This window comes from Collinsella sp. SGI.095 (assembly GCF_050314535.1).
Taxonomy (GTDB): domain Bacteria; phylum Actinomycetota; class Coriobacteriia; order Coriobacteriales; family Coriobacteriaceae; genus Collinsella.
This window is the reverse complement of sequence record NZ_JBNPNG010000008.1, coordinates 17,243-35,922: the sequence shown is the minus strand read 5'-3', so window position 1 is coordinate 35,922 and position 18,680 is coordinate 17,243. Positions and strand designations below refer to the sequence as shown.

General features: G+C 58.6%; 16 protein-coding genes and 4 tRNA genes. 18 read left to right on the top strand and 2 right to left on the bottom strand.

Annotated features, from left to right (window positions below; genetic code table 11):
* Nucleotides 1–63 precede the first annotated feature (63 nt).
* The 7 genes from metG to proC all read left to right on the top strand — a co-directional run bounded on the left by metG (nucleotide 64) and on the right by proC (nucleotide 6,239).
* Complete coding sequence (metG, locus tag ACQRCA_RS04700) at nucleotides 64–1,665, top strand: methionine--tRNA ligase (protein WP_427719069.1); 1,602 nt, start codon at nucleotides 64–66, stop codon at nucleotides 1,663–1,665.
* 110 nt (nucleotides 1,666–1,775) lie between these two features.
* Nucleotides 1,776–2,636: a 16S rRNA (adenine(1518)-N(6)/adenine(1519)-N(6))-dimethyltransferase RsmA gene (rsmA, locus tag ACQRCA_RS04695; protein WP_427719066.1), complete on the top strand. Its 861-nt coding sequence runs from the start codon at nucleotides 1,776–1,778 to the stop codon at nucleotides 2,634–2,636.
* Nucleotides 2,626–3,543, top strand: a complete 918-nt coding sequence (locus ACQRCA_RS04690) for a TatD family hydrolase (RefSeq protein ID WP_427719064.1) — start codon at nucleotides 2,626–2,628, stop codon at nucleotides 3,541–3,543. The genes rsmA and ACQRCA_RS04690 overlap by 11 nt, the downstream gene beginning before the upstream one ends.
* Nucleotides 3,544–3,586: 43 nt before the next feature.
* Nucleotides 3,587–3,673, top strand: a tRNA-Leu gene (locus ACQRCA_RS04685).
* A 306-nt stretch (nucleotides 3,674–3,979) separates the two neighbouring features.
* Nucleotides 3,980–4,918: an SPFH domain-containing protein gene (locus tag ACQRCA_RS04680; protein WP_117848150.1), complete on the top strand. Its 939-nt coding sequence runs from the start codon at nucleotides 3,980–3,982 to the stop codon at nucleotides 4,916–4,918.
* Between the two features lie 6 nt (nucleotides 4,919–4,924).
* On the top strand, nucleotides 4,925–5,395 hold the full coding sequence (rlmH, locus tag ACQRCA_RS04675; protein WP_370450649.1) for a 23S rRNA (pseudouridine(1915)-N(3))-methyltransferase RlmH: 471 nt from the start codon (nucleotides 4,925–4,927) through the stop codon (nucleotides 5,393–5,395).
* Nucleotides 5,396–5,468: 73 nt separating this feature from the next.
* Nucleotides 5,469–6,239 carry a pyrroline-5-carboxylate reductase gene (proC, locus tag ACQRCA_RS04670; protein ID WP_427719061.1) on the top strand — a complete coding sequence of 257 codons (771 nt, stop codon included), beginning with the start codon at nucleotides 5,469–5,471 and terminating at the stop codon, nucleotides 6,237–6,239.
* Between the two features lie 156 nt (nucleotides 6,240–6,395).
* On the opposite strand, the gene ACQRCA_RS04665 is transcribed toward proC, so the two are convergent.
* A complete protein-coding gene (locus ACQRCA_RS04665; protein ID WP_195838594.1) occupies nucleotides 6,396–6,569 on the bottom strand; it encodes a DUF6724 family protein in 174 nt (57 codons plus the stop codon).
* 111 nt (nucleotides 6,570–6,680) lie between these two features.
* Between ACQRCA_RS04665 and serS the strand changes: the two genes are divergently transcribed.
* From serS to ACQRCA_RS04635, 6 genes are all read left to right on the top strand, one after another.
* Nucleotides 6,681–7,964, top strand: a complete 1,284-nt coding sequence (gene serS, locus ACQRCA_RS04660) for a serine--tRNA ligase (protein ID WP_427719058.1) — start codon at nucleotides 6,681–6,683, stop codon at nucleotides 7,962–7,964.
* Between the two features lie 173 nt (nucleotides 7,965–8,137).
* Complete coding sequence (locus ACQRCA_RS04655; protein WP_427719055.1) at nucleotides 8,138–8,515, top strand: hypothetical protein; 378 nt, start codon at nucleotides 8,138–8,140, stop codon at nucleotides 8,513–8,515.
* Nucleotides 8,516–8,589: 74 nt separating this feature from the next.
* Nucleotides 8,590–8,666, top strand: a tRNA-Arg gene (locus ACQRCA_RS04650).
* Between the two features lie 353 nt (nucleotides 8,667–9,019).
* A tRNA-Arg gene (locus tag ACQRCA_RS04645) sits at nucleotides 9,020–9,096 on the top strand.
* 635 nt (nucleotides 9,097–9,731) lie between these two features.
* Nucleotides 9,732–11,918, top strand: a complete 2,187-nt coding sequence (locus tag ACQRCA_RS04640) for a tetratricopeptide repeat protein (RefSeq protein WP_427719053.1) — start codon at nucleotides 9,732–9,734, stop codon at nucleotides 11,916–11,918.
* Between the two features lie 96 nt (nucleotides 11,919–12,014).
* Nucleotides 12,015–12,105, top strand: a tRNA-Ser gene (locus ACQRCA_RS04635).
* Nucleotides 12,106–12,427: 322 nt separating this feature from the next.
* Here ACQRCA_RS04635 and ACQRCA_RS04630 read toward each other — a convergent pair.
* Nucleotides 12,428–13,768, bottom strand: a complete 1,341-nt coding sequence (locus ACQRCA_RS04630) for a D-alanyl-D-alanine carboxypeptidase family protein (protein WP_427719051.1) — start codon at nucleotides 13,766–13,768, stop codon at nucleotides 12,428–12,430.
* 251 nt (nucleotides 13,769–14,019) lie between these two features.
* Here ACQRCA_RS04630 and pstB point away from each other — a divergent pair, with 251 nt between their 5' ends.
* From pstB to ACQRCA_RS04605, 5 genes are all read left to right on the top strand, one after another.
* Complete coding sequence (pstB, locus tag ACQRCA_RS04625; RefSeq protein WP_427719049.1) at nucleotides 14,020–14,895, top strand: phosphate ABC transporter ATP-binding protein PstB; 876 nt, start codon at nucleotides 14,020–14,022, stop codon at nucleotides 14,893–14,895.
* A gap of 64 nt (nucleotides 14,896–14,959) precedes the next feature.
* The gene (locus tag ACQRCA_RS04620) at nucleotides 14,960–15,688 is read left to right on the top strand and encodes a response regulator transcription factor (protein ID WP_154517679.1); all 729 of its coding nucleotides are present in this window, start codon (nucleotides 14,960–14,962) and stop codon (nucleotides 15,686–15,688) included.
* Nucleotides 15,689–15,691: 3 nt separating this feature from the next.
* Nucleotides 15,692–17,116, top strand: coding sequence for a sensor histidine kinase (locus ACQRCA_RS04615; protein WP_427719047.1), 1,425 nt, complete (start codon nucleotides 15,692–15,694; stop codon nucleotides 17,114–17,116).
* A 176-nt stretch (nucleotides 17,117–17,292) separates the two neighbouring features.
* On the top strand, nucleotides 17,293–17,946 hold the full coding sequence (locus ACQRCA_RS04610; RefSeq protein ID WP_427719044.1) for a YveK family protein: 654 nt from the start codon (nucleotides 17,293–17,295) through the stop codon (nucleotides 17,944–17,946).
* A 2-nt stretch (nucleotides 17,947–17,948) separates the two neighbouring features.
* Complete coding sequence (locus ACQRCA_RS04605; RefSeq protein ID WP_427719041.1) at nucleotides 17,949–18,485, top strand: GNAT family N-acetyltransferase; 537 nt, start codon at nucleotides 17,949–17,951, stop codon at nucleotides 18,483–18,485.
* Nucleotides 18,486–18,680: the final 195 nt, after the last annotated feature.

Below are 18,680 nucleotides of genomic sequence, written 5' to 3'. Positions count from 1 at the left end.
GATATCCAGCCCTTGCGTTAGAATCATCCCCTGTATGCAACGTTTTTCTGGAGGACAAACCCCATGGATCAAAGCAAGCCTTCGTTCTTTATCACGACCCCCATCTACTACGTCAATGCCGATCCGCATCTGGGCACGGCTTATTCCACCATCATCGCCGACGTTCAGGCTCGCTATCGCCGCTCCGCTGGCTATAACGTCAAGTTCCTGACCGGCATGGACGAGCACGGCGAGAAGGTCGCCGAGGCCGCAGCCAAGCATGGCATGACGCCGCAGGAGTGGACCGACAGCCAGGCTCCGCACTTCAAGGAGCTTTGGAGCAAACTCGAGATCTCCAACGACGACTTCATCCGCACCACCGAGCCGCGCCAGCATCATGCGGTGCAGTATCTGTGGGAGCGCATGAAGGAGTCTGGCTACCTGTATAAGGGCAGCTACGACGGTTGGTACTGTGTGCCCGACGAGACTTACTTTACCGACACGCAGGTCCAGAAGGGTGACGAGGAGTACGGCAGCGTCGGCCAGCACCTGTGCCCCGACTGTCATCGTCCGCTCGAGCGCGTGCAGGAGGAGTCCTACTTCTTCAAGCTTTCCGCTTTCCAGGACAAGCTGCTCAAGCTCTATGACGAGCATCCCGATTTCGTCGAGCCTGCATTCCGCATGAACGAGGTGCGTAGCTTTGTCGAGGGCGGCCTCAACGACCTTTCCGTGAGCCGTACGAGCTTTGACTGGGGCATCCAGGTTCCGTTCGATGAGGGCCATGTGACCTATGTGTGGTTCGACGCGCTGCTCAACTACATGACGGCTGTCGGCTACGGTGTCGACACCGACGAGGCCCGTGCCGAGCTGGCCTATCGCTGGCCTGCGCAGTTCCACATTGTGGGCAAGGACATCATTCGCTTTCACTGCGTCATTTGGCCCGCTATGCTCATGGCCATTGGCGAGGCTCTGCCCGAGCACGTCTTTGCCCACGGCTTCCTGACCGTGCGCAATGCCGAGACTGGCAAGGCCGAGAAGATGTCCAAGAGCCGTGGCAACGCCATTGCCCCGCAGGATGTTATCGACATGCTGGGCGTCGAGGGCTATCGCTACTACTTTATGACCGACGTGGTCCCCGGCACCGACGGAGCTATCAGCTTCGATCGCATGGAGCAGGTCTACAACGCCGATCTCGCTAACAGCTGGGGCAACCTCATCTCGCGTTCGCTCAACATGAGCGGTAAGTACTTTGATGGTTGCGCGCCCGCCAAGCCCGCATCGTTCGATGCGTTCGATAACCCGCTGGCAAAGATCGCCGATGGCCTGGCCGAGCGCTACATGGCCAAGATGGACGTGCTCGATTACGGTGGAGCCAAAGACGAGGTTATGGAGCTCATCCACGCCGCCAACCACTACATCGAGGACTCCGAGCCCTGGGCACTTGCCAAGGACGAGGCCAAGGCCGACGAGCTGGCGTTTGTGATCTACAACCTCCTCGAGGCCATCCGCATTGCCGCTTACCTGCTGATGCCGCTCATGCCCCAGACTTCTACCGAGGCCCTGCGCCGCCTGTCGTGCGAGGACGAGGCCGCGAGCGACGACCTCAAGGGCATTTGCGCTTGGGGTTTGCTTGCCGGTGGTCAGCCCGTCGAGAAGGGCGATCCGCTGTTCCCGCGTCTGGCGTAAAGACCGCGCGAGCGCCATATCGGCAATCTGCTGTTTAGGTGTAAGGGCATGGCCGCAACGGTCCATGCCCTTTTGTTTCAAGACGCCGCCACCATGCTAAGGAGGCAACTATGACAACTTCGCCTTTGGCAAACCCCACGGCAACAAGGGAGCTGCTGGAGGAGTTTGGCCTTGCGACCAAGCATCGCCTGGGCCAGAACTTCCTGATCGACAACCATGTGATCGAGCGTATTTGCGAGCTTTCCGAACTTGCGGGCGATGAGCGCTTGCTCGAGGTCGGTCCGGGCGTTGGAACGCTCACGCTTGCGCTGCTTCAGGAGGCGGCGTGCGTCACGTCGATTGAGGCCGATCCCGAGCTCGAGCCGGTGCTCGATGCCCATGCCGCCGACTATGCCAACTTCCGCTTTATCATGGGCGACGCGCTCAAGGTGTGCTCGGAGCAGATTGAGCAGGCCGCGGGCGGTGAGCCGACGGTATTTGTCGCGAACTTGCCCTATAACGTGGCAGCGACGATCATTCTGCAGTTCTTCCAGACGATGCCCGCGCTCAAGCGCGCCGTCGTCATGGTTCAAAAGGAGGTTGCCGATCGCATTGCCGCAACGCCGGGCAACAAGACCTACGGCGGCTATACGGCAAAGCTCGGCCTGTATGCGCAGGTGACGGGTCGCTTTGAGGTGCCGCCGCGCTGCTTTATGCCGGCGCCGCATGTGGATTCGGCCGTCGTGCGCATCGACCGTGTCGACGGCGTAGCGCCCGAGGGGCTTGATCGCGAGTTTGTGGCCCGCGTGATTGACGCTGCGTTTGCTCAGCGTCGCAAGACCATCCGCAATTCCATGAGCGCCAACGGCTTTGCCAAGGACGTGCTCGATGCCGCCTTTGAGGCTTGCGGCATCGCGCCCACCACACGCGCCGAGACGCTTGGCGTTGCCGATTTTGTCCGTCTGGCTCAGGAGCTAATCCATGATGCCTAATGACGAGCGCGTGACGTTTACCAAGAAAAAGAAGACGGTTGCTTGCCCCGTGCCCTTGGCGCCGCTTGCCGATACGCACGCGCACTTGCTCTCGTTTTGGGGCAAGGAAGTACCCGAGACGCTTGTGCGCGCCAAGGCTGCAGGCGTCGACCTGTTGGTGACGATCTTTGATCCCATTGCCGACAAACGCAGCGTGACGGACTATAGCGACTGGCTGGTGCGCGAGATTTTGCCGATGCGGGATATTCCGCAGATAAAGTATCTCGCCGGTGTGCACCCCTATGGCGCGCCGGACTATACCGATGACATTCATGCACAGGTCGTTGCTGCGCTTGATGATCCCTTATGCGTCGGTATCGGCGAGATCGGTCTGGACTACCACATGGATTACGACGACGGCATCGCGCCGGCGCCCCACAGCGTGCAGATCGACTGTATGGCGCGCCAACTCGAGGTTGCCGTACGCCGCAATGTGCCGGTAGAGCTGCATCTGCGTCATGAGGACACGGACGAGGAGCGCTCCTCGCATGTGGATGCGTACAACGTGCTGCGCGAGGTGGGTGTGCCTCAGGCCGGTTGCGTGCTGCACTGCTTTGGCGAGGATCGCGCCACGATGGAGCGCTTTGTGGGTTTGGGCTGCTATATCGCCTATGGCGGCGCGGCCACCTTTAAGCGCAACAATGATGTGCGCGAGGCATTCGCGGCGACCCCGCTCGACCGTATTTTGTTCGAGACGGATTGCCCGTATATGGCTCCGGAGCCCATTCGCGGTCTTGAGTGTGAGCCGGCAATGATTTCCATCACGGCAAACGCGCTGGTCAACGACCGTGTCGATCGTACTGGAGAGAAAGCAGAGACAATTGCGCAAGCTGCGTGGGACAATGCCTGCAAACTTTTTCAAAAATAGTTCTTGCGTTCACGGTGGCGCTCCGTTATTCTAATTCCTGCACGCGGGCGTGGCGGAATTGGCAGACGCGTACGGTTCAGGTCCGTATGGGGGCAACCCCATGAAGGTTCAAGTCCTTTCGCCCGCACCATTGATTGAAAGAGCTCCCAGCAATGGGAGCTTTTTTGTTATGGGCCCATCGCAGGGACTTGAACCTGCGAAGGAGCGAGCGTCAAGAAAACGCGGAGCGTTTTTAGCGAGCTGGCGAGTCCGCCGGCAGGCGGGCGAAGCCGGTGCGGATCCGCGCAGCGGATACGCGGACGTCCTTTCGCCCGCACCATTGATTGAAAGAGCTCCCAGCAATGGGAGCTTTTTTGTTATGGGCCTCCTGATGGTGTCACATGGCTGCTTTGTGCGGGTATCCTAGTGCCAACGTGTGCCCATCGGAGGAGAGACCATGCTGTTATCCGGTATTATCGCTGCCCTTACGAGCCTTCTACTTCCCATCATCATTTTGTTGCTACTGCTTCCCAACGCCTGCTATGTCGTTGAACAGCAGCATGCTGTGATCATCGAGCGCCTGGGCAAGTTTAACCGCATCGTCAACGCGGGTTTCCACATGAAGGTGCCCGTGATCGACCGCAAGGCCGCCACGGTGAGTCTGCGCACCATGAAAAACGGTTTTGGCATCGACGTTAAGACCCAGGACAACGTGACTATCGGCCTTGAGGTCTCTGCTCAGTACCACGTGAGCTATGACATGGGAGCCGGCCCGGCAGATTCGGGCATCTACAAGAGCTACTACATGCTGCAGGAGCCCGTCGACCAGATGCGCGACTTCATTACCGATGCCCTGCGCTCTTCCATCCCTGTCTATACCCTTGATGAGGTCTTTGCCAAGAAGGATGACATTGCCAAGGACGTCAACGCCACCGTATCCGAGCAGATGGCCGCCTACGGCTTTACCCTCGTGTCGACGCTCATCACCAAGATCGCGCTGCCGACCGAGGTCGAGAACTCTATGAATGACATCAACGCCGCCCAGCGTAAGCGCGCTGCTGCGCAGGAGCTCGCTGAGGCCGACCGCATCAAGCGCGTTACCGAGGCGACCGCCGAGGCCGAGGCAATGGAAAAGGCGGGCGAAGGCATCGCCAACCAGCGCAAGGCCATCGCGCTGGGTATCAAGGATTCGCTCGAGATTATCCAGGAGACGGGCGTCGGCAACGATGAGGCCAACCAGCTGTTCATGTTTACGCAATGGTCCGAGATGATGACGGAGTTCGCTCGCACGGGTAAAACATCGACGGTCGTGCTGCCGAGCGACTTTTCGCAGTCGGCCTCTATGTTCGAGCAGATGCTGACCGCCGGCAAAGTTCAAAACGATTCGAAGGAGTAGGCGCGCGTGAAGTGCACCGTTGTATGCGTCGGTAAGCTCAAAGAGCGTTTTTGGAAGGATGCCTGCGCCGAGTACACCAAGCGCCTGGGCGCCTATGCCAAGGTGGATATGCGCGAGGTGGCCGATATCGACCCGGCCAAGGCGGGCGGCGTGGATGCCGCGCGCGACAAGGAGGGAGCGGCGATTCTTGCAGCCCTGCCGCCCCGAGCGCATGTGATTCTGCTGGCCATTGAGGGCAAAGAGCGCTCGAGTGAGGAACTCTCGGCGCGGCTCGATGATCTTATGTTGCGAGGCAACAGCGATATCGCCTTTGTGATTGGCGGATCGGACGGCGTGAGCGACGATGTTCGCTCACGAGCTGACGAAATGCTCAGCTTTGGACGCATTACCTTGCCGCATAACTTGGCGCGCGTGGTGCTGCTGGAGCAGGTCTACCGCGCCTGCAAGATTAGCCGTGGTGAGCCGTATCACAAATAGGTCGGCAACACGAAACAATGCCGTGGGACAATAGCTCTCGATTTGAAGAACCTGTCTGAGAGGACTATGAGATATGAAGATTGGATTTGTCGGTTTTGGCAATATGGCGAGTGCTATGGCCGATGGCTGGATTGCCGCCGGTGTGGCTGCGAGCGACATGTGTGCCTGCGCGGGCCGCTACGATGCCCTGGTTGAGCGCTGTGAGGCGCGTGGGATACTTGCCTGTCGTGATGCGGCGGAGGTTGTCGCTGTATCCGATATCGTGGTTGCTGCGGTCAAGCCGTACATGATCGAGAAGGTCTTCGCTCCGCTCAAGGATACTCTTGCCGATAAGGTCGTCCTTTCGGTCGCCTGGACTTGGGACAGTGCCAAGTGGGAGCAGGTCCTGCCGGGTGTCGCGCACATCTCGACGGTCCCCAATACACCGGTTTCGGTGGGCGAGGGCGTCATCGCCTGCGAGAAGTCCTCTACGCTCAACGGCGAGCAGCGTGCCGTGGTGCTCGACCTGCTCGGAAAGCTTGGCACTGTCGTTGAGCTCGATACGAGCTTGCTGTTTGTGGGCGGTACCGTGGGCGGTTGCGCCCCGGCATTTGTTGCCATGGCGATTGAGGCCCTGGGCGACGCGGCCGTCAAGCACGGCATTCCGCGCGCCGACGCCTATCGCATTGTGAGCCAGATGGTTCTGGGTACGGCGAAACTGCAGCTTGCAACTGGGCAGCATCCTGCGGCGATGAAGGATGCCGTGTGCTCGCCCGGCGGCGCAACCATCAAGGGCGTCGTCGCGCTCGAGGACGCCGGCATGCGCAGCGCCCTGGTCAAGGCCATCGACGCCACCCTTCAGTAAACCTGCCATTTAGGGACAGGTTTATTTTGGCAGGTTTTTCCTGCGGTTTTATCTCTATAGCGAAAAGCACCCCGCAACCGGGTTGATACCGGTTGCGGGGCGCTTGCGTTTGCCCAGATAAAACCGACCAAAATAAACCTGTCCCTAAATGGCAGGTTAGTCCCAGAAGCTGTCTTGATCTTCTTCGGATTTGGGCCCGCGGTCGACGTAGAGCTTATGGGTGCGCTTCTCCATTACAAAGGCAAGAATCGCAAACAGCAGGATGCCGCCGGCGAAAAGGATGGCAAAACCGGTGCGGGTGCCAAACAAAAAGGAAAAAACTGCGTCCATTGGGTGCCTTCTTGCGTAGTTGAGTTGGGTCGTAAACGCTCATAAGTATATACTTGCCCATACATGTACAAGGTTGCAACCTAAATGGAATGTATATCGCCGGAGGATCTAATGCTTGATATCAAGTTTGTTCGCGAGAACCCCGATGCCATCGATACCGCCATGGCTAACCGCCAGACGTCTTGGGATCGCGAGAAGTTCTTTGAGCTCGACGATGAGCGTCGTGCCGTCATCACCGAGGTCGAGGAGCTCCAGGCCACGCGTAATGCCGAGTCAAAGAAGATCGGCGCCCTGATGAAGGAGGGCAAGAAGGACGAGGCCGAGGCCGCCAAGGAGGCCGTGCGCGCCGTCAACGAGAAGATCGACGGTCTGGCCGAGCGCCGCACCGTTCTCGAGCAGGAGCAGTACGACTTTATGGCTCACCTGCCCAACATTCCCTGCGAGGCCACCCCGTACGGCAAGGACGAGGACGAGAACATCGAGCGCCGTCGTTGGGGCACCCCACGCGTGTTCGACTTCGACTTTAAACCGCACTGGGATCTGGGCACCGACCTCGACATCCTCGACTTCGAGCGCGGCAACAAGCTCTCCGGTAGCCGCTTCACCGTTCTCGGTGGCGCCGGCGCCCGTCTGGAGCGCGCCCTCATCAACTTCTTCCTCGATACGCACACCAGCCGTGGTTTTAAGGAGTGGTGGCCGCCCATCGTCGTCAAGCGCCAGACCATGTTTGGCACGGGCCAGCTGCCCAAGTTCGAGGACGACGCCTATCATGTCTCGGGCGATAACTTCCTGATCCCCACCGCCGAGGTCGTGCTTACCAACCTGCACGCCGGCGAGGTTCTCGATGCCGACACCCTGCCGCGCCGCTACACCGCCTTCACCCCCTGCTTCCGCGAGGAGGCCGGCTCTGCTGGTCGCGACACCCGCGGCATCATCCGCCAGCACGAGTTCGACAAGGTCGAGATGGTCAAGTTTGCCAAGCCGGAGGAGTCCGACGAGGAGCTCGAGAGCATGACCGCCGAGGCCGAGTTCCTGCTTCAGCAGCTGGGTCTTCCGTATCGCGTGATTAGCCTGTGCACCGGCGACCTGGGCTTCTCTGCCCGTCAGACCTACGACATCGAGGTCTGGCTGCCGAGCTACAACGCCTACAAGGAGATTAGCTCCTGCTCCAACTGCGGCGACTTCCAGGCCCGCCGCGCCAACATCAAGTATCGCGATCCCGAGAACTTCAAGGGCTCGCGCTACCTGCACACCCTTAACGGTTCCGGTCTACCGGCTGGCCGCACCATGGCCGCCATTCTGGAGAACTACCAGAACGCCGACGGCACCATTACGATCCCCGAGGTTCTGCGTCCTTACATGGGCGGCCTCGAGAAGATCGAGCCGGTCGCGTAGGTTTGCTGCATAAGCGATTTGCGGGGGCGCCCCTATCCGGGGCGCCTTTTTTGTGCGCGGAGCCTTACCATGTCGCGCGGACAGCTCAATAGAAAATACACGAACAAATGTTCTGTATACGATCGTCTACCTGCTATGCTTTTACTAGATACGAGCGAGAGAAGGGGGATGTGATGGACCTGTTTGATGAGCGGGTAGTTTTGTTTGAGAGCGATGAAGGTGGGGAGCACCTGCTAGTTACGTGTGAGCCATCGGGTATGGGTGGCTTGGTGGTGAGGCAAACGAGCGAGGGTCCGTTGACCCAATGGTGCTTTGAGGAGTCACCACATGTAGTTGAGACCTTTGTGACGCACGAAGGGCTTACAACACTCGAACGGTTCTATGGAGTCGGGACTTCTAACCAGGTGGCACGCATGCTGAGTATCTCGTTTGCCGAGTATGATTGCGCCCAGCGGGTGCGCTCGCTATTGAAGGAACTCGGTGTTGGGTTCGATGTGGTTGAAAAGCCAATCGATCGTATGGGAAACGGTGATACATGCGGAGCTGCATGAGGAAAATGGTCTAGAAAAAAATCAAGATTGTGCTTGACTCCAATTAACTAAAATGGTTTCATATGTCTTGCGCTGCGGCGTTACCTCAGCTGGATAGAGGGTCTGACTACGAATCAGAACGTCATAGGTTCGAATCCTATACGCCGCACCAATCGAACTTGAAGCCTCCGGCAACGGGGGCTTTTCTTTTTTGGAAGCCATGCATGGATTCGAACCTCGGTCGAGGCGCGAGCGTAAAGAAAACGCGGAGCGTTTTTAGCGAGCGGGCGAGCGCGCCGGCAGGCGGGCGAAGCCGGTGCGGATCCGCGAAGCGGATGCGCGGAATCCTATACGCCGCACCAATTGACTTTAAAGCTCCCGGCAACGGGGGCTTTTCTTTTTTGGAAGCCATGCATGGATTCGAACCTCGGTCGAGGCGCGAGCAGCATAATCACCACATCGTAAAATTTTTTCAAATTGTCGCTTGACCCGTCGGGGCCTCGCGTGCATAATAATCCGTGCGTTGCGGCGTTACCTCAGCTGGATAGAGGGTCTGACTACGAATCAGAACGTCATAGGTTCGAATCCTATACGCCGCACCAATTGATTTTAAAGCTCCCGGCAACGGGGGCTTTTCTTTTTTGGAAGCCATGCATGGATTCGAACCTCGGTCGAGGCGCGAGCGTAAAGAAAACGCGGAGCGTTTTTAGCGAGCGGGCGAGCGCGCCGGCAGGCGGGCGAAGCCGGTGCGGATCCGCGAAGCGGATGCGCGGAATCCTATACGCCGCACCAATTGACTTTAAAGCTCCCGGCAACGGGGGCTTTTCTTTTACGCCGCCATTCGACCCCAGACATTCGACTGGAATCGTGCGCCTCCGCCCGCGGGAGACTATTTCTTATCGACTCGTGTAAGATTCCGAGTAGATGTCGCGGTCCGTCCGCGACCACTCCTTCGCTATACGACCGATCAGGGTGATATTTCGTGGCAGAGCGTCCGACATACAAGCTCAGGTTTCTCGACCCCAAAAAGCGTTTTCCATCGATGCCGGAGCAACCCGCGGGGCGCTCGTATGGTGTTGTCTGGAAAGTTTTTGGCGAGGATCCTAAAGAGTCTTGCTATGTCGTCGAATTCGTAGGCAAAAGCCACATATCGCTTTTGGGCTACGTGAGCGTGTCAGGTGAGGTCTATAAGGTTGACGGCCCTGTTCAGAAAGTGCCATTGCCCAAGAACCCCGACATGAAATTGGTCCTTGACGAGTCCGATTCCAGTGTTGGCGAGATTTTGGTGCGGGGAGCCAACGGCGCAATGCGCGCTTGCGCGCGAACGGCCGGCTCTCCCGAAGGGGCAATGCGTGAGCAGTCCGACCACGAGACATGGAATTCGAGCCGTGCTCTCCCTTATGGCGAGTTTATGGCCTCGATGTTCTTGCGCTACGTGATATTTGCCGACCCCAACAACACTCTTGCGAACACGGTACCTGCCGACGAGCTCGATGAGGGTATAAAAAACACCGCCAACAAGATCAAACTCGTAAAGTTGCCCGAGCCGGTCGAGGTGTTTTTGGGCTTTAACACGGCACCGCTCCCCGATGCTATCGAGACGCTGCTCTACCGCGTTGACCATGCCGATAATCCGAGCGGTATCGAGCGTTATGCCGCCGCCCTTATGAGCGAGGTCGATTTGCCCCGACTGCGCACCATCGCTGCCAAGTCCGAGATGGGTCTAGCGCGTATCGACCGCTCAAAGCTGTTCTATCTCAATTTTGATCGTAGCCTGCTGGACCAAGACGAGATTGACATGCTGCTTGCTATCGAGTGTCGTCTTAACCGCCTCTCCGGCATCCTTGAGCGTATTGGGGCAGGGTTGGGCCCCGTTGCCTCGTCGCCAAGCTTTGAGGGCTGCTCGCTCTTTGATCTATGGCATATCAGCAAGACGACAAACGACGTTCCTCGCCTGCTCGAAACGCTGTCGAATGACAACCCGTGGGCCAAACCGGGGACGGTTGCGTGCCAGCCGGGTGGCGAGTGGGACGTTCGCACCCGCTTTGCACGTATCGTAGAGGCACTCAACGTGGTCACGCGGCTCGACTACATCTATCGAGCGAACGTCGCCGAGGGCATCATGCTGGTTCGATTTGGCCGCACGGTTGTCGATGCTTTGCCGCAGCGCGAATACGATGCTCAAGATGATGCCTGGCGCGAGGTGGATGAGCCTAAGCGCGCAGCATGGGCCACCGAGCACGATGCGCGCATTGCGCTTACACTCGCAGCGGCTTGCTTTGCTTCGGGCGCTCGCATTACGCGCTGCTACGTTCAGATTGCGGCTCCCGATGGCGAGCAGGGCGAGCGCATCATTGCAACATATTCCTTTGGGCGTGCGGCCTATCTGGCCAATTGCGTTCCCGCCGCTAAGAATTTTGAAAGCATGGATATGGATGATATGCCGTGCAAGCGCATGCTTGAGGCATATGAGTCGGACGCGCCGGATGCGATTGAGCCCGCTGAGGTTCATGCCCGCCCGCGTGACGACCACCGTTCGCTGCCGCCGGCGTTGCGCGACCTGCTGCTTGCCGATACGGCTGACGAGCTTGAGGTTATGGAGGAGGGCGATGACCCGTATGTGGCGCGCGTCGCTGAGTTGCGCGAGCAGGCAAAAGTCGACCGCGCGGGTGCGTTTGAGGGCTTTTCCCGTCTTGTTGAGGAGCTGGAGGCCAAGTGCGCCGTTGCCGAGCTTTTGGCGACAGGACCGGTCCAGACGCAGTTTTGCGACAACCAGCTGGTGCGTATAGTGCTGCCGGTAATGGAGGAAGACCGCTCCGTTCGTATTTTGCGCGCTCCCGATGCGCTGTACTTTGCCCAGCATGAGATTTGCAGCTTTTACGCCGAGCAGGAGGATTTTGAGCGGGCATTGCCCGAGGTGCGTCATCTTTACGATCTGGCGCGCTCATCCATGCAATCGCACTTTGCACTCATCAACGTGCTGGCGCGTCTGGAGCGCTATGACGAGGTCATTGAGGTGGCGCGCCACGGCCTGCGCATTGCCAGTGACCGTTCCTCAATCGGCTACCTGTTCTATCGCCTAGCGTTTGCCTACTGGAACTGCGATCAGCTCGAGCTGGCGTTGGCGTGCTACCGCTTGGTACCGCGCGGCGAGGAGTCGGGTAGCAATGCACTGGAGGAAATGCAGGGCCTTATGAACGAGATGGGTGTCAATGAGCCACCGACGTTCGAGGAAGCGGTTGAGACCATCAGTAAGGCGGGGCTCGAACTGCCGCCGGTGCCTGCCGTGTCCAACCAGCTGGCAGACGCTGCTGTGCAGCTGGTTGATAACGGGTTCTTTTTCCTGGCACGCGTCTGCATCTTCCAAATGTGGCGCACGATGGGAAACGATGAGCTCGGCTCCCTCAGCCGGTCGTTGGGATAGGGGTTTGATTTATGGGGGAGGAAAGCCTGCCGGCCAATTATCAAAATTTCCCCTTGCCCGGATTCGAGTGTTTGGTTACTATGGAACGGCTGTTACGGAGAGCTGACCGAGAGGCCGAAGGTGCTCGCCTGCTAAGCGAGTATGCCCCAAAAGGGCATCTGGGGTTCGAATCCCCAGCTCTCCGCCAGTATGACTTGAAAGAAGGGTCCCATTTGGGCCCTTTTTTGATTAGAAGAATGTTAACTGGGGATTCGAACCCGAGAGGGCACGGGCGTTAAGCAAACGCGAAAGCGTTTGTAGCCCGTGGGCGAAAAGCCGCCAGGCTTTGAAGCCGGAGGGCATGCGCAGCATGCCCAGACATCCCCAGCTCTCCGCCAGTACGAATTTGAAGAAGGGCTCCGTAAGGGGCCCTTTTTGGTATGGAGAACGTTAGCTGGGGATTCGAACCCTCAAAAAATGAGGCGCCCCGTTGGACGCCTCATTTGGTTCGATGTGATAACGCTTTGGCCCTACACCTCAGGAGCCTTGGCTACGGTCTCGCTCTCGGCTGTGAGCGGGCGGTTGTCGATGCGGCGGCCCAGGCGGTCGAGCTTCACGAGCAGCCACTCGATGGGATTGGGCCCCGTTCCTTCCTCGTCGGCAACCAGGTCCATGACGGCAATCTTGGTGCCGTCCTGCTTAAGCGTAACGCTGCCCACCTTATCGCCAACATGCACCGTGCCCGAAAGGTCATCGTAGCTAACCTTTTCGGTCACTTCGCCGGCGAGTGAGAACACCGTTGCCTGCGCGGTGGGGTCGGCAAGCGTGGCGTCGATCGTTTTGTCTGTCCAGTCGGTTTGACTGACACGTGCCATCAGCGGATTTCCGTTGGCGGTCTTCTTTTGCGTATTGGCGATTTCGACCGTTACCTTGTGGTCGTAATACCAACTAGCAAGTGTGGCCGTATCGGCAAAACGCTGGTCGGTGGTGCTGGAGTTCAAGACAACGGTATAGATCTCGTCGCCATCGCGATTGTAGGCGCTTGCAAAGCAGTATCCGGCATCGTCGGTGGTGCCGGTCTTACCGCCGATATTGCCGTCTTGGTCCAATAAAACATTGTGCGTATCCATGGAATGCGAATGATCGGAGCCGTCGGCGCCCGTCACTTCGATCCAGGGATCTTTGCTCGCCATGACTTCGCGAATCGTGTCGTCCTTCATGGCCTCTTGCATCATCAATGCCACATCGTGTGCGGTTGAATGCATATCGCCGGCCCATTCGTCAAAATCCAGCCCGTGCGGGTTCTCGAAGAGCGTTCCCGTGCAGCCGAGCTTCTTGGCCCGCTCGTTCATGGCTTTTACAAACGTAGCGACGGCATCTTTGGTCTTGGGGTCAAGTTTTTTGCCCACGTGTTCGGCAAGCGCGATGGCGGCGTCGTTGCCCGAGGGGATCATCAGGCCGCGCAGCGCTTGCTCGACGGTGAGCTCGTCGCCTTCGAGGAGTCCCGCGGTCGAGTTGCCTACGGTTGCCGCCGCGTTGCTCACGGTGATTTTCTCGTCCATTTTGCAGTTCTCGACCGCGAGGATTGCAGTCATGACCTTGGTGATAGAGGCGATTTTGACTTGCTCGTCGGCGCTACGGGCATAGTAGACGGTGCCGTTTTTACCCATGACAAACGCATTGGAGGCATCGATATCGGGCAGGTCTTCGGCTGCAATGCCGCGTGCATCGGCGGCTTTGCCGCAGATGTTATCGGTCGTGAGCACTTGGGCACCGACGACGGACGGAATGCCGGCGACAAGGGCGACGGCGCAGGCAAGGCCAACGGTCAGCTGCGCGGAACGCTTTACAAGAGGGGTGAGATGCTTCACTGATTTCGCTTTCGACGGGATGGTCTCCTTTGGCTCTAGAGTATATCGTTTACCGGCTGTGTCGCTTGGGGTTTGGCGCGTGCGGTTTATCTTCGTGTCTGGGCGGACGCTTGGGTGTGCACGGTCGATATGATTGCCCGTCGCGTATCGAGGAGGTCCTTACAAATACTTGACAATACCCTCACGCATATATGAGCTGCGATTTTTACTATCGATACTGCTGATTTGATATCGATGTGGAGGTATGCGGTATGACGGCTGCTGCGGCTGTGGGGCCCACGGAGCTCGAGGAGCTAATGGAAGCGCAGGCCGAGGCCGCGCATGAGCGCGAAGTTGGGGATGCGACTCGCCCCACGGCAGAGGACCTTGCCACCTCGCCGACGCGCATCGATGTCGAGGGCCTCGACCTGTTCTATGGAGATCACCACGCGCTTAAGGATGTGTCCATCAAGATCCGCGACAAGCAGATTACCTCGTTTATCGGTCCTTCGGGCTGCGGCAAGTCGACGTTGCTGCGTTGCTTTAACCGCATGAACGACGGCATCAAGGACTGCCGCATCGAGGGCAAGATTGCGCTCGATGGTCAAGATATCCTGGGCGATTACGACATCTGCCGCCTTCGCCAGCGCGTGGGCATGGTGTTCCAGCGCCCCAACCCGTTTCCCATGAGCATCTACGACAACGTCGCCTATGGCCCCCGCGGTATGGGTGTGCGCGATCGCGCTGTGCTGGATGAGCTGGTCGAGGATTCCCTGCGCCGCGCTGCCCTGTGGGACGAAGTCAAGGACAAACTCAAGGAGTCTGGTCTGGGGCTTTCGGGCGGACAGCAGCAACGTTTGTGCATCGCCCGTGCGCTTGCCGTGCGGCCCGATATTCTGCTGATGGACGAGCCGACCTCGGCGCTCGATCCCGTGTCGACGCTCGTGGTGGAGCAGCTGGCCTGCGAGCTCAAAGAGACCTGCGCGCTCGTGGTCGTTACACACAATATGCAGCAGGCGGCGCGCATATCCGATTCCGTCGCGTTTTTCTTGCTAGGTGAGTTGGTGGAGCACGCGCCCACCGCTCAGCTTTTCAAAAATCCTACCGACCCGCGTACGGCGGATTATTTGACGGGACGTTTTGGCTGATACCATCTAGTAAAGGTACCTTTAGGATTAAGATGCGGTCATGCCGGCCGCAAAGGGGTTCAACATGATCTATTACGTCGAGGACGATGACAACATCAGGGATTTGACGGTCTATGCACTGCGCAAGCAGGGGATCGAGGCCGAAGGCTTTTCGTGCGACGGTGAGTTTAAGGCTGCCGTGGCGCGGCGGGTGCCCGATGCCGTGCTGCTCGATATCATGCTGCCCGATACCGATGGCTTGGCGATTATGCGTCGCCTGCGTGCCGATCGCCTGACGGAGACGGTGCCCATCATGATGCTTACCGCCAAGGATACCGAGCTCGACAAGGTGATGGCGCTCGATGGCGGTGCCGACGATTACCTGACTAAGCCGTTTTCGCTCATGGAGCTTGCGAGCCGCTGCCGCGCACTGCTGCGTCGCGGCGGCATGGTCAAGCAGGCGAGCGATGTGCTCAGCGTGGGCGATATCGTGCTTTCGCCCAGCCATCGCGAGGTAACCGTTGCCGGCGAGCCGCTTAAGCTCACCCTGCGTGAGTTCGACCTGCTTGAGTACCTTATGCGCAAGCCCGGCGTGGTCTTTACCCGTGAGTCGTTGCTGCAGAGCGTGTGGGGTTGGGATTTCGACGGCGGTTCGCGCACCGTTGACGTGCACGTGCAGACGCTTCGCCAAAAACTGGGCGAGCATGCCAGTGCCATCGAGACCGTGCGCGGCGTGGGCTACCGCTTGGCCGAGCCTTCTGCCGGTGACGGTGCCGAAGGTGACGACACCGCGGCCACCGCATCGGAGGAGTAACCCGTGGTCTTCGCCCCCCAGGGAAAACATACGCTGTCGCACCGCGTTTTTGTGACGATCTTTGTTTGCGCCATGGCGGTTATCGTGGCGTTTACGGTGCTGGGTGCGTTCTTTGTGCAAAACACCTTGGCGGATGCCACGAGTGCCAATCTGGCGCAGGAAACCGAGCTCATTGCTGCCGCCCTCGACGAACAGCAGGAGCCCATCCCGTTCTTGCGTAGCCTCGATCGCGAGGACTTGCGCATCACGCTGATTAACAAGGATGGATCGGTTGCCTACGACAACGAGGCGTCGCCTTCCTCACTGCCCAACCATGGCGATCGCCCCGAGGTCATCGAGGCCTTTGAGAGTGGTTTGGGTTCCGCGGAGCGCGCAAGCTCTACGCTCGACGAGATTATGCTGTATCGCGCCGTCGCCCTTGATAACGGCCAGGTTGTCCGCTTGGCGCAAGCCCAGCCTGGCGTTGCGGCGATTTTGCTGTCGATGGTGGCGCCGATGCTGCTTATCGCAGCAGCGGGTGCAGTACTCTCGTTTTTTATGGCGCGCCGCGAGTCCCGTGCAATCATCGCGCCGTTGCAAGAGGTGGATTTGGACCACCCACGCCGTAGCTATGAGCACGCCTATGCCGAGATGGTCCCCATGCTTGAGCGTATCGAGTCGCAGCGCCAGGAACTCAAGCGCCAAATGGCGGTGCTAGCGGACAACGACCGAATGCGCCGCGAGTTCACGGCCAATATCACCCATGAGCTCAAGACCCCGCTTACCGCGATTTCGGGCTATGCCGAGCTTATTGCAAACGGCATGGTTGAGGGCGAGGACGACTTGCGCAACTTTGGTGGCCGCATCTATCGCGAGGCGGGCCGCCTGGCAGCGCTTGTCAACGACATTCTTACGCTTTCCAACTTGGACGAGGCGGAGCGAGCATCCGAGGGCGAGGCGGTGCCCATTGGGTCCACAGAACCCATCGAGCTCTCTCGCGCCATTTTGACGGTGGAACAGCGTCTTGAGCAAGTTGCCCGGCAGTCGAATGTGACCATTGGGCACGAGACGAAGCCCATGGTGATCGAAGGCGTGCCGCGCCTGATTGACGAGCTGATCTACAACCTTGCAAGCAACGCCATTCGCTACAACCGACCTGGCGGTACGGTCACGCTGCGCTGCGGGACCAATGACGAGGGTCATCCGTACCTGTCTGTTGCCGATACGGGTATCGGTATTGCGCCCGAGGAGCAGGGTAAAGTGTTCGAGCGTTTTTATCGCGTGGACAAGAGTCGTTCTAAGGCGCGCGGCGGAACCGGCCTGGGTTTGGCGATCGTCAAACACGCCGCTCTGTACCATCACGCCGCGATTGACCTGTCGAGTGAGCCGGGCGTGGGAACCACCATTACGGTAACGTTTCCCGCACAGCAGAAAGAGCCGTTTGCATAGCGCTTGGCCGCTGGCCTTGATGTAAACGCCGCATCGGGGTTGCCGGTGCGGCGTTATTGTTGCGCAACATTGTTATAAGCGCTGTAGCTTATGTATAGAGTTTGGACATGGGAAAATATGCGATAACAAATGGACAGTTTTGTCAATACGAACTCGGGAACTGAAAGGCACGCTGCATGACCCTTCTCGAATTGTTCCAGCTGCTTAAAAAGCATCTCAAGCTGGTTATTACCCTTCCGGTGGTCTGTGCGATCGTCATGGGTATCGCGTCCTTTGCCATGATGGACAATACCTACACCGCCACGGCGAGCATGTGCATTCTCGCTAAGACCGACGGCGGTCAGATGAGCTATAACGACCTTTCGGCGAGCCAGATGCTTTCCAACGATATCGCCACGCTGCTCGACAGCAATAGCGTTAAGAGCGGTGCTGCCAAGGATCTGGGCCTTTCCGATTTGGATGATTACAAGATTGCCGTTTCGTCCGAGACCACGACGCGCGTCATTACGCTTTCGGTGACGGGTACCGATGCCAAGGAGACGGCCAAGGTTGCAAGGGCAATGGCCAACTCGGTAAGCACGGTTGCTCAGAATGTTGGCGCCGCCCAGAGCATTAACGTGGTCGATGAAGCCAAGACCCCTGAGTCTCCGAGCGGCCCCAAGCGCTTGCTGTATGTTGCCGTTGCGTTCCTTGCCGGCGTCTTTATCGCAATTGCCTACGTTGTTTTGGCAGATATACTCAACATGCGTATCTGCGGTGCCGAAGAGGCAGAAGAGCTCCTGGGTATTCCCGTTGTTGGCCGAATTCCGGCTATGAAAGGTGGTAAATAGGCATGGCTAAGGCGAAGAACACCGATAAAGGGGCCGCCTTGGATATCCAACTTAAGACAGGTTGCTTTGAGGACGCGGCGCTGGTGCGCCGCGCCGTTTTTATGGACGAACAAGGCTATGAAAACGAGTTTGACCAGATTGACGAGGACCCGGGCTGCATCCATGTGACGCTGTATGTGGATGGCCAACTCACCGGCTGCTCGCGCGTGTTTCCCGAGGAGCTGGAGCGCGCGGCAGATGCGGAGGCTCCGGTGCCACCGGCGTGCGACTTGGACGAAGGCGTCGCCGCGGGGGAGACCTACATTATGGGGCGCGTCGCCGTGCTGCCGGCTATGCGTCGTCGCGGGTTGGCAAGCGCGATCGTCGAGGCCAGCGATACATGCGCACGCGATGCCGGCGCTAAACTTATTAAGCTGCACGCGCAGGAATACGTGTTGCCGCTCTATGAAAAGGCTGGCTACACACAAATTGCCCCGGTTGACTACGAAGACGAGGGCCAACCCCATGCCTGGATGGCCAAGCGCGTAGATGGCAGATAGGGACGTTCCTTTTCTGTCGGCAGTTGGGGACACTTCTTGGCAATTGGCGCATCGGAGTGCTCGGACATACAGTTTTTCGATTCCGCATGTATATATGCGCGCTAATGGGTTATAAAATCTAAGTCTGAACATAGCAGGTCTGCGATACGGCTCGGGCAACCGGGCTGTTTTTGCGGACGGGGGTAGCGCGAAAGG

Excerpts from the sequence above, each read along its gene's own strand:
- ACQRCA_RS04640 (WP_427719053.1), top strand. The coding sequence starts at position 9,732 with ATGAAATTGGTCCTTGACGAGTCCGATTCCAGTGTTGGCGAGATTTTG.
- ACQRCA_RS04610 (WP_427719044.1), top strand. The coding sequence starts at position 17,293 with ATGACCCTTCTCGAATTGTTCCAGCTGCTTAAAAAGCATCTCAAGCTG.
- ACQRCA_RS04680 (WP_117848150.1), top strand. The coding sequence starts at position 3,980 with ATGCTGTTATCCGGTATTATCGCTGCCCTTACGAGCCTTCTACTTCCC.
- metG (WP_427719069.1), top strand. The coding sequence starts at position 64 with ATGGATCAAAGCAAGCCTTCGTTCTTTATCACGACCCCCATCTACTAC.
- rsmA (WP_427719066.1), top strand. The coding sequence starts at position 1,776 with ATGACAACTTCGCCTTTGGCAAACCCCACGGCAACAAGGGAGCTGCTG.
- ACQRCA_RS04655 (WP_427719055.1), top strand. The coding sequence starts at position 8,138 with ATGGACCTGTTTGATGAGCGGGTAGTTTTGTTTGAGAGCGATGAAGGT.
- pstB (WP_427719049.1), top strand. The coding sequence starts at position 14,020 with ATGACGGCTGCTGCGGCTGTGGGGCCCACGGAGCTCGAGGAGCTAATG.
- serS (WP_427719058.1), top strand. The coding sequence starts at position 6,681 with ATGCTTGATATCAAGTTTGTTCGCGAGAACCCCGATGCCATCGATACC.
- ACQRCA_RS04690 (WP_427719064.1), top strand. The coding sequence starts at position 2,626 with ATGATGCCTAATGACGAGCGCGTGACGTTTACCAAGAAAAAGAAGACG.
- proC (WP_427719061.1), top strand. The coding sequence starts at position 5,469 with ATGAAGATTGGATTTGTCGGTTTTGGCAATATGGCGAGTGCTATGGCC.
- ACQRCA_RS04620 (WP_154517679.1), top strand. The coding sequence starts at position 14,960 with ATGATCTATTACGTCGAGGACGATGACAACATCAGGGATTTGACGGTC.
- ACQRCA_RS04665 (WP_195838594.1), bottom strand. The coding sequence starts at position 6,569 with ATGGACGCAGTTTTTTCCTTTTTGTTTGGCACCCGCACCGGTTTTGCC.
- ACQRCA_RS04605 (WP_427719041.1), top strand. The coding sequence starts at position 17,949 with ATGGCTAAGGCGAAGAACACCGATAAAGGGGCCGCCTTGGATATCCAA.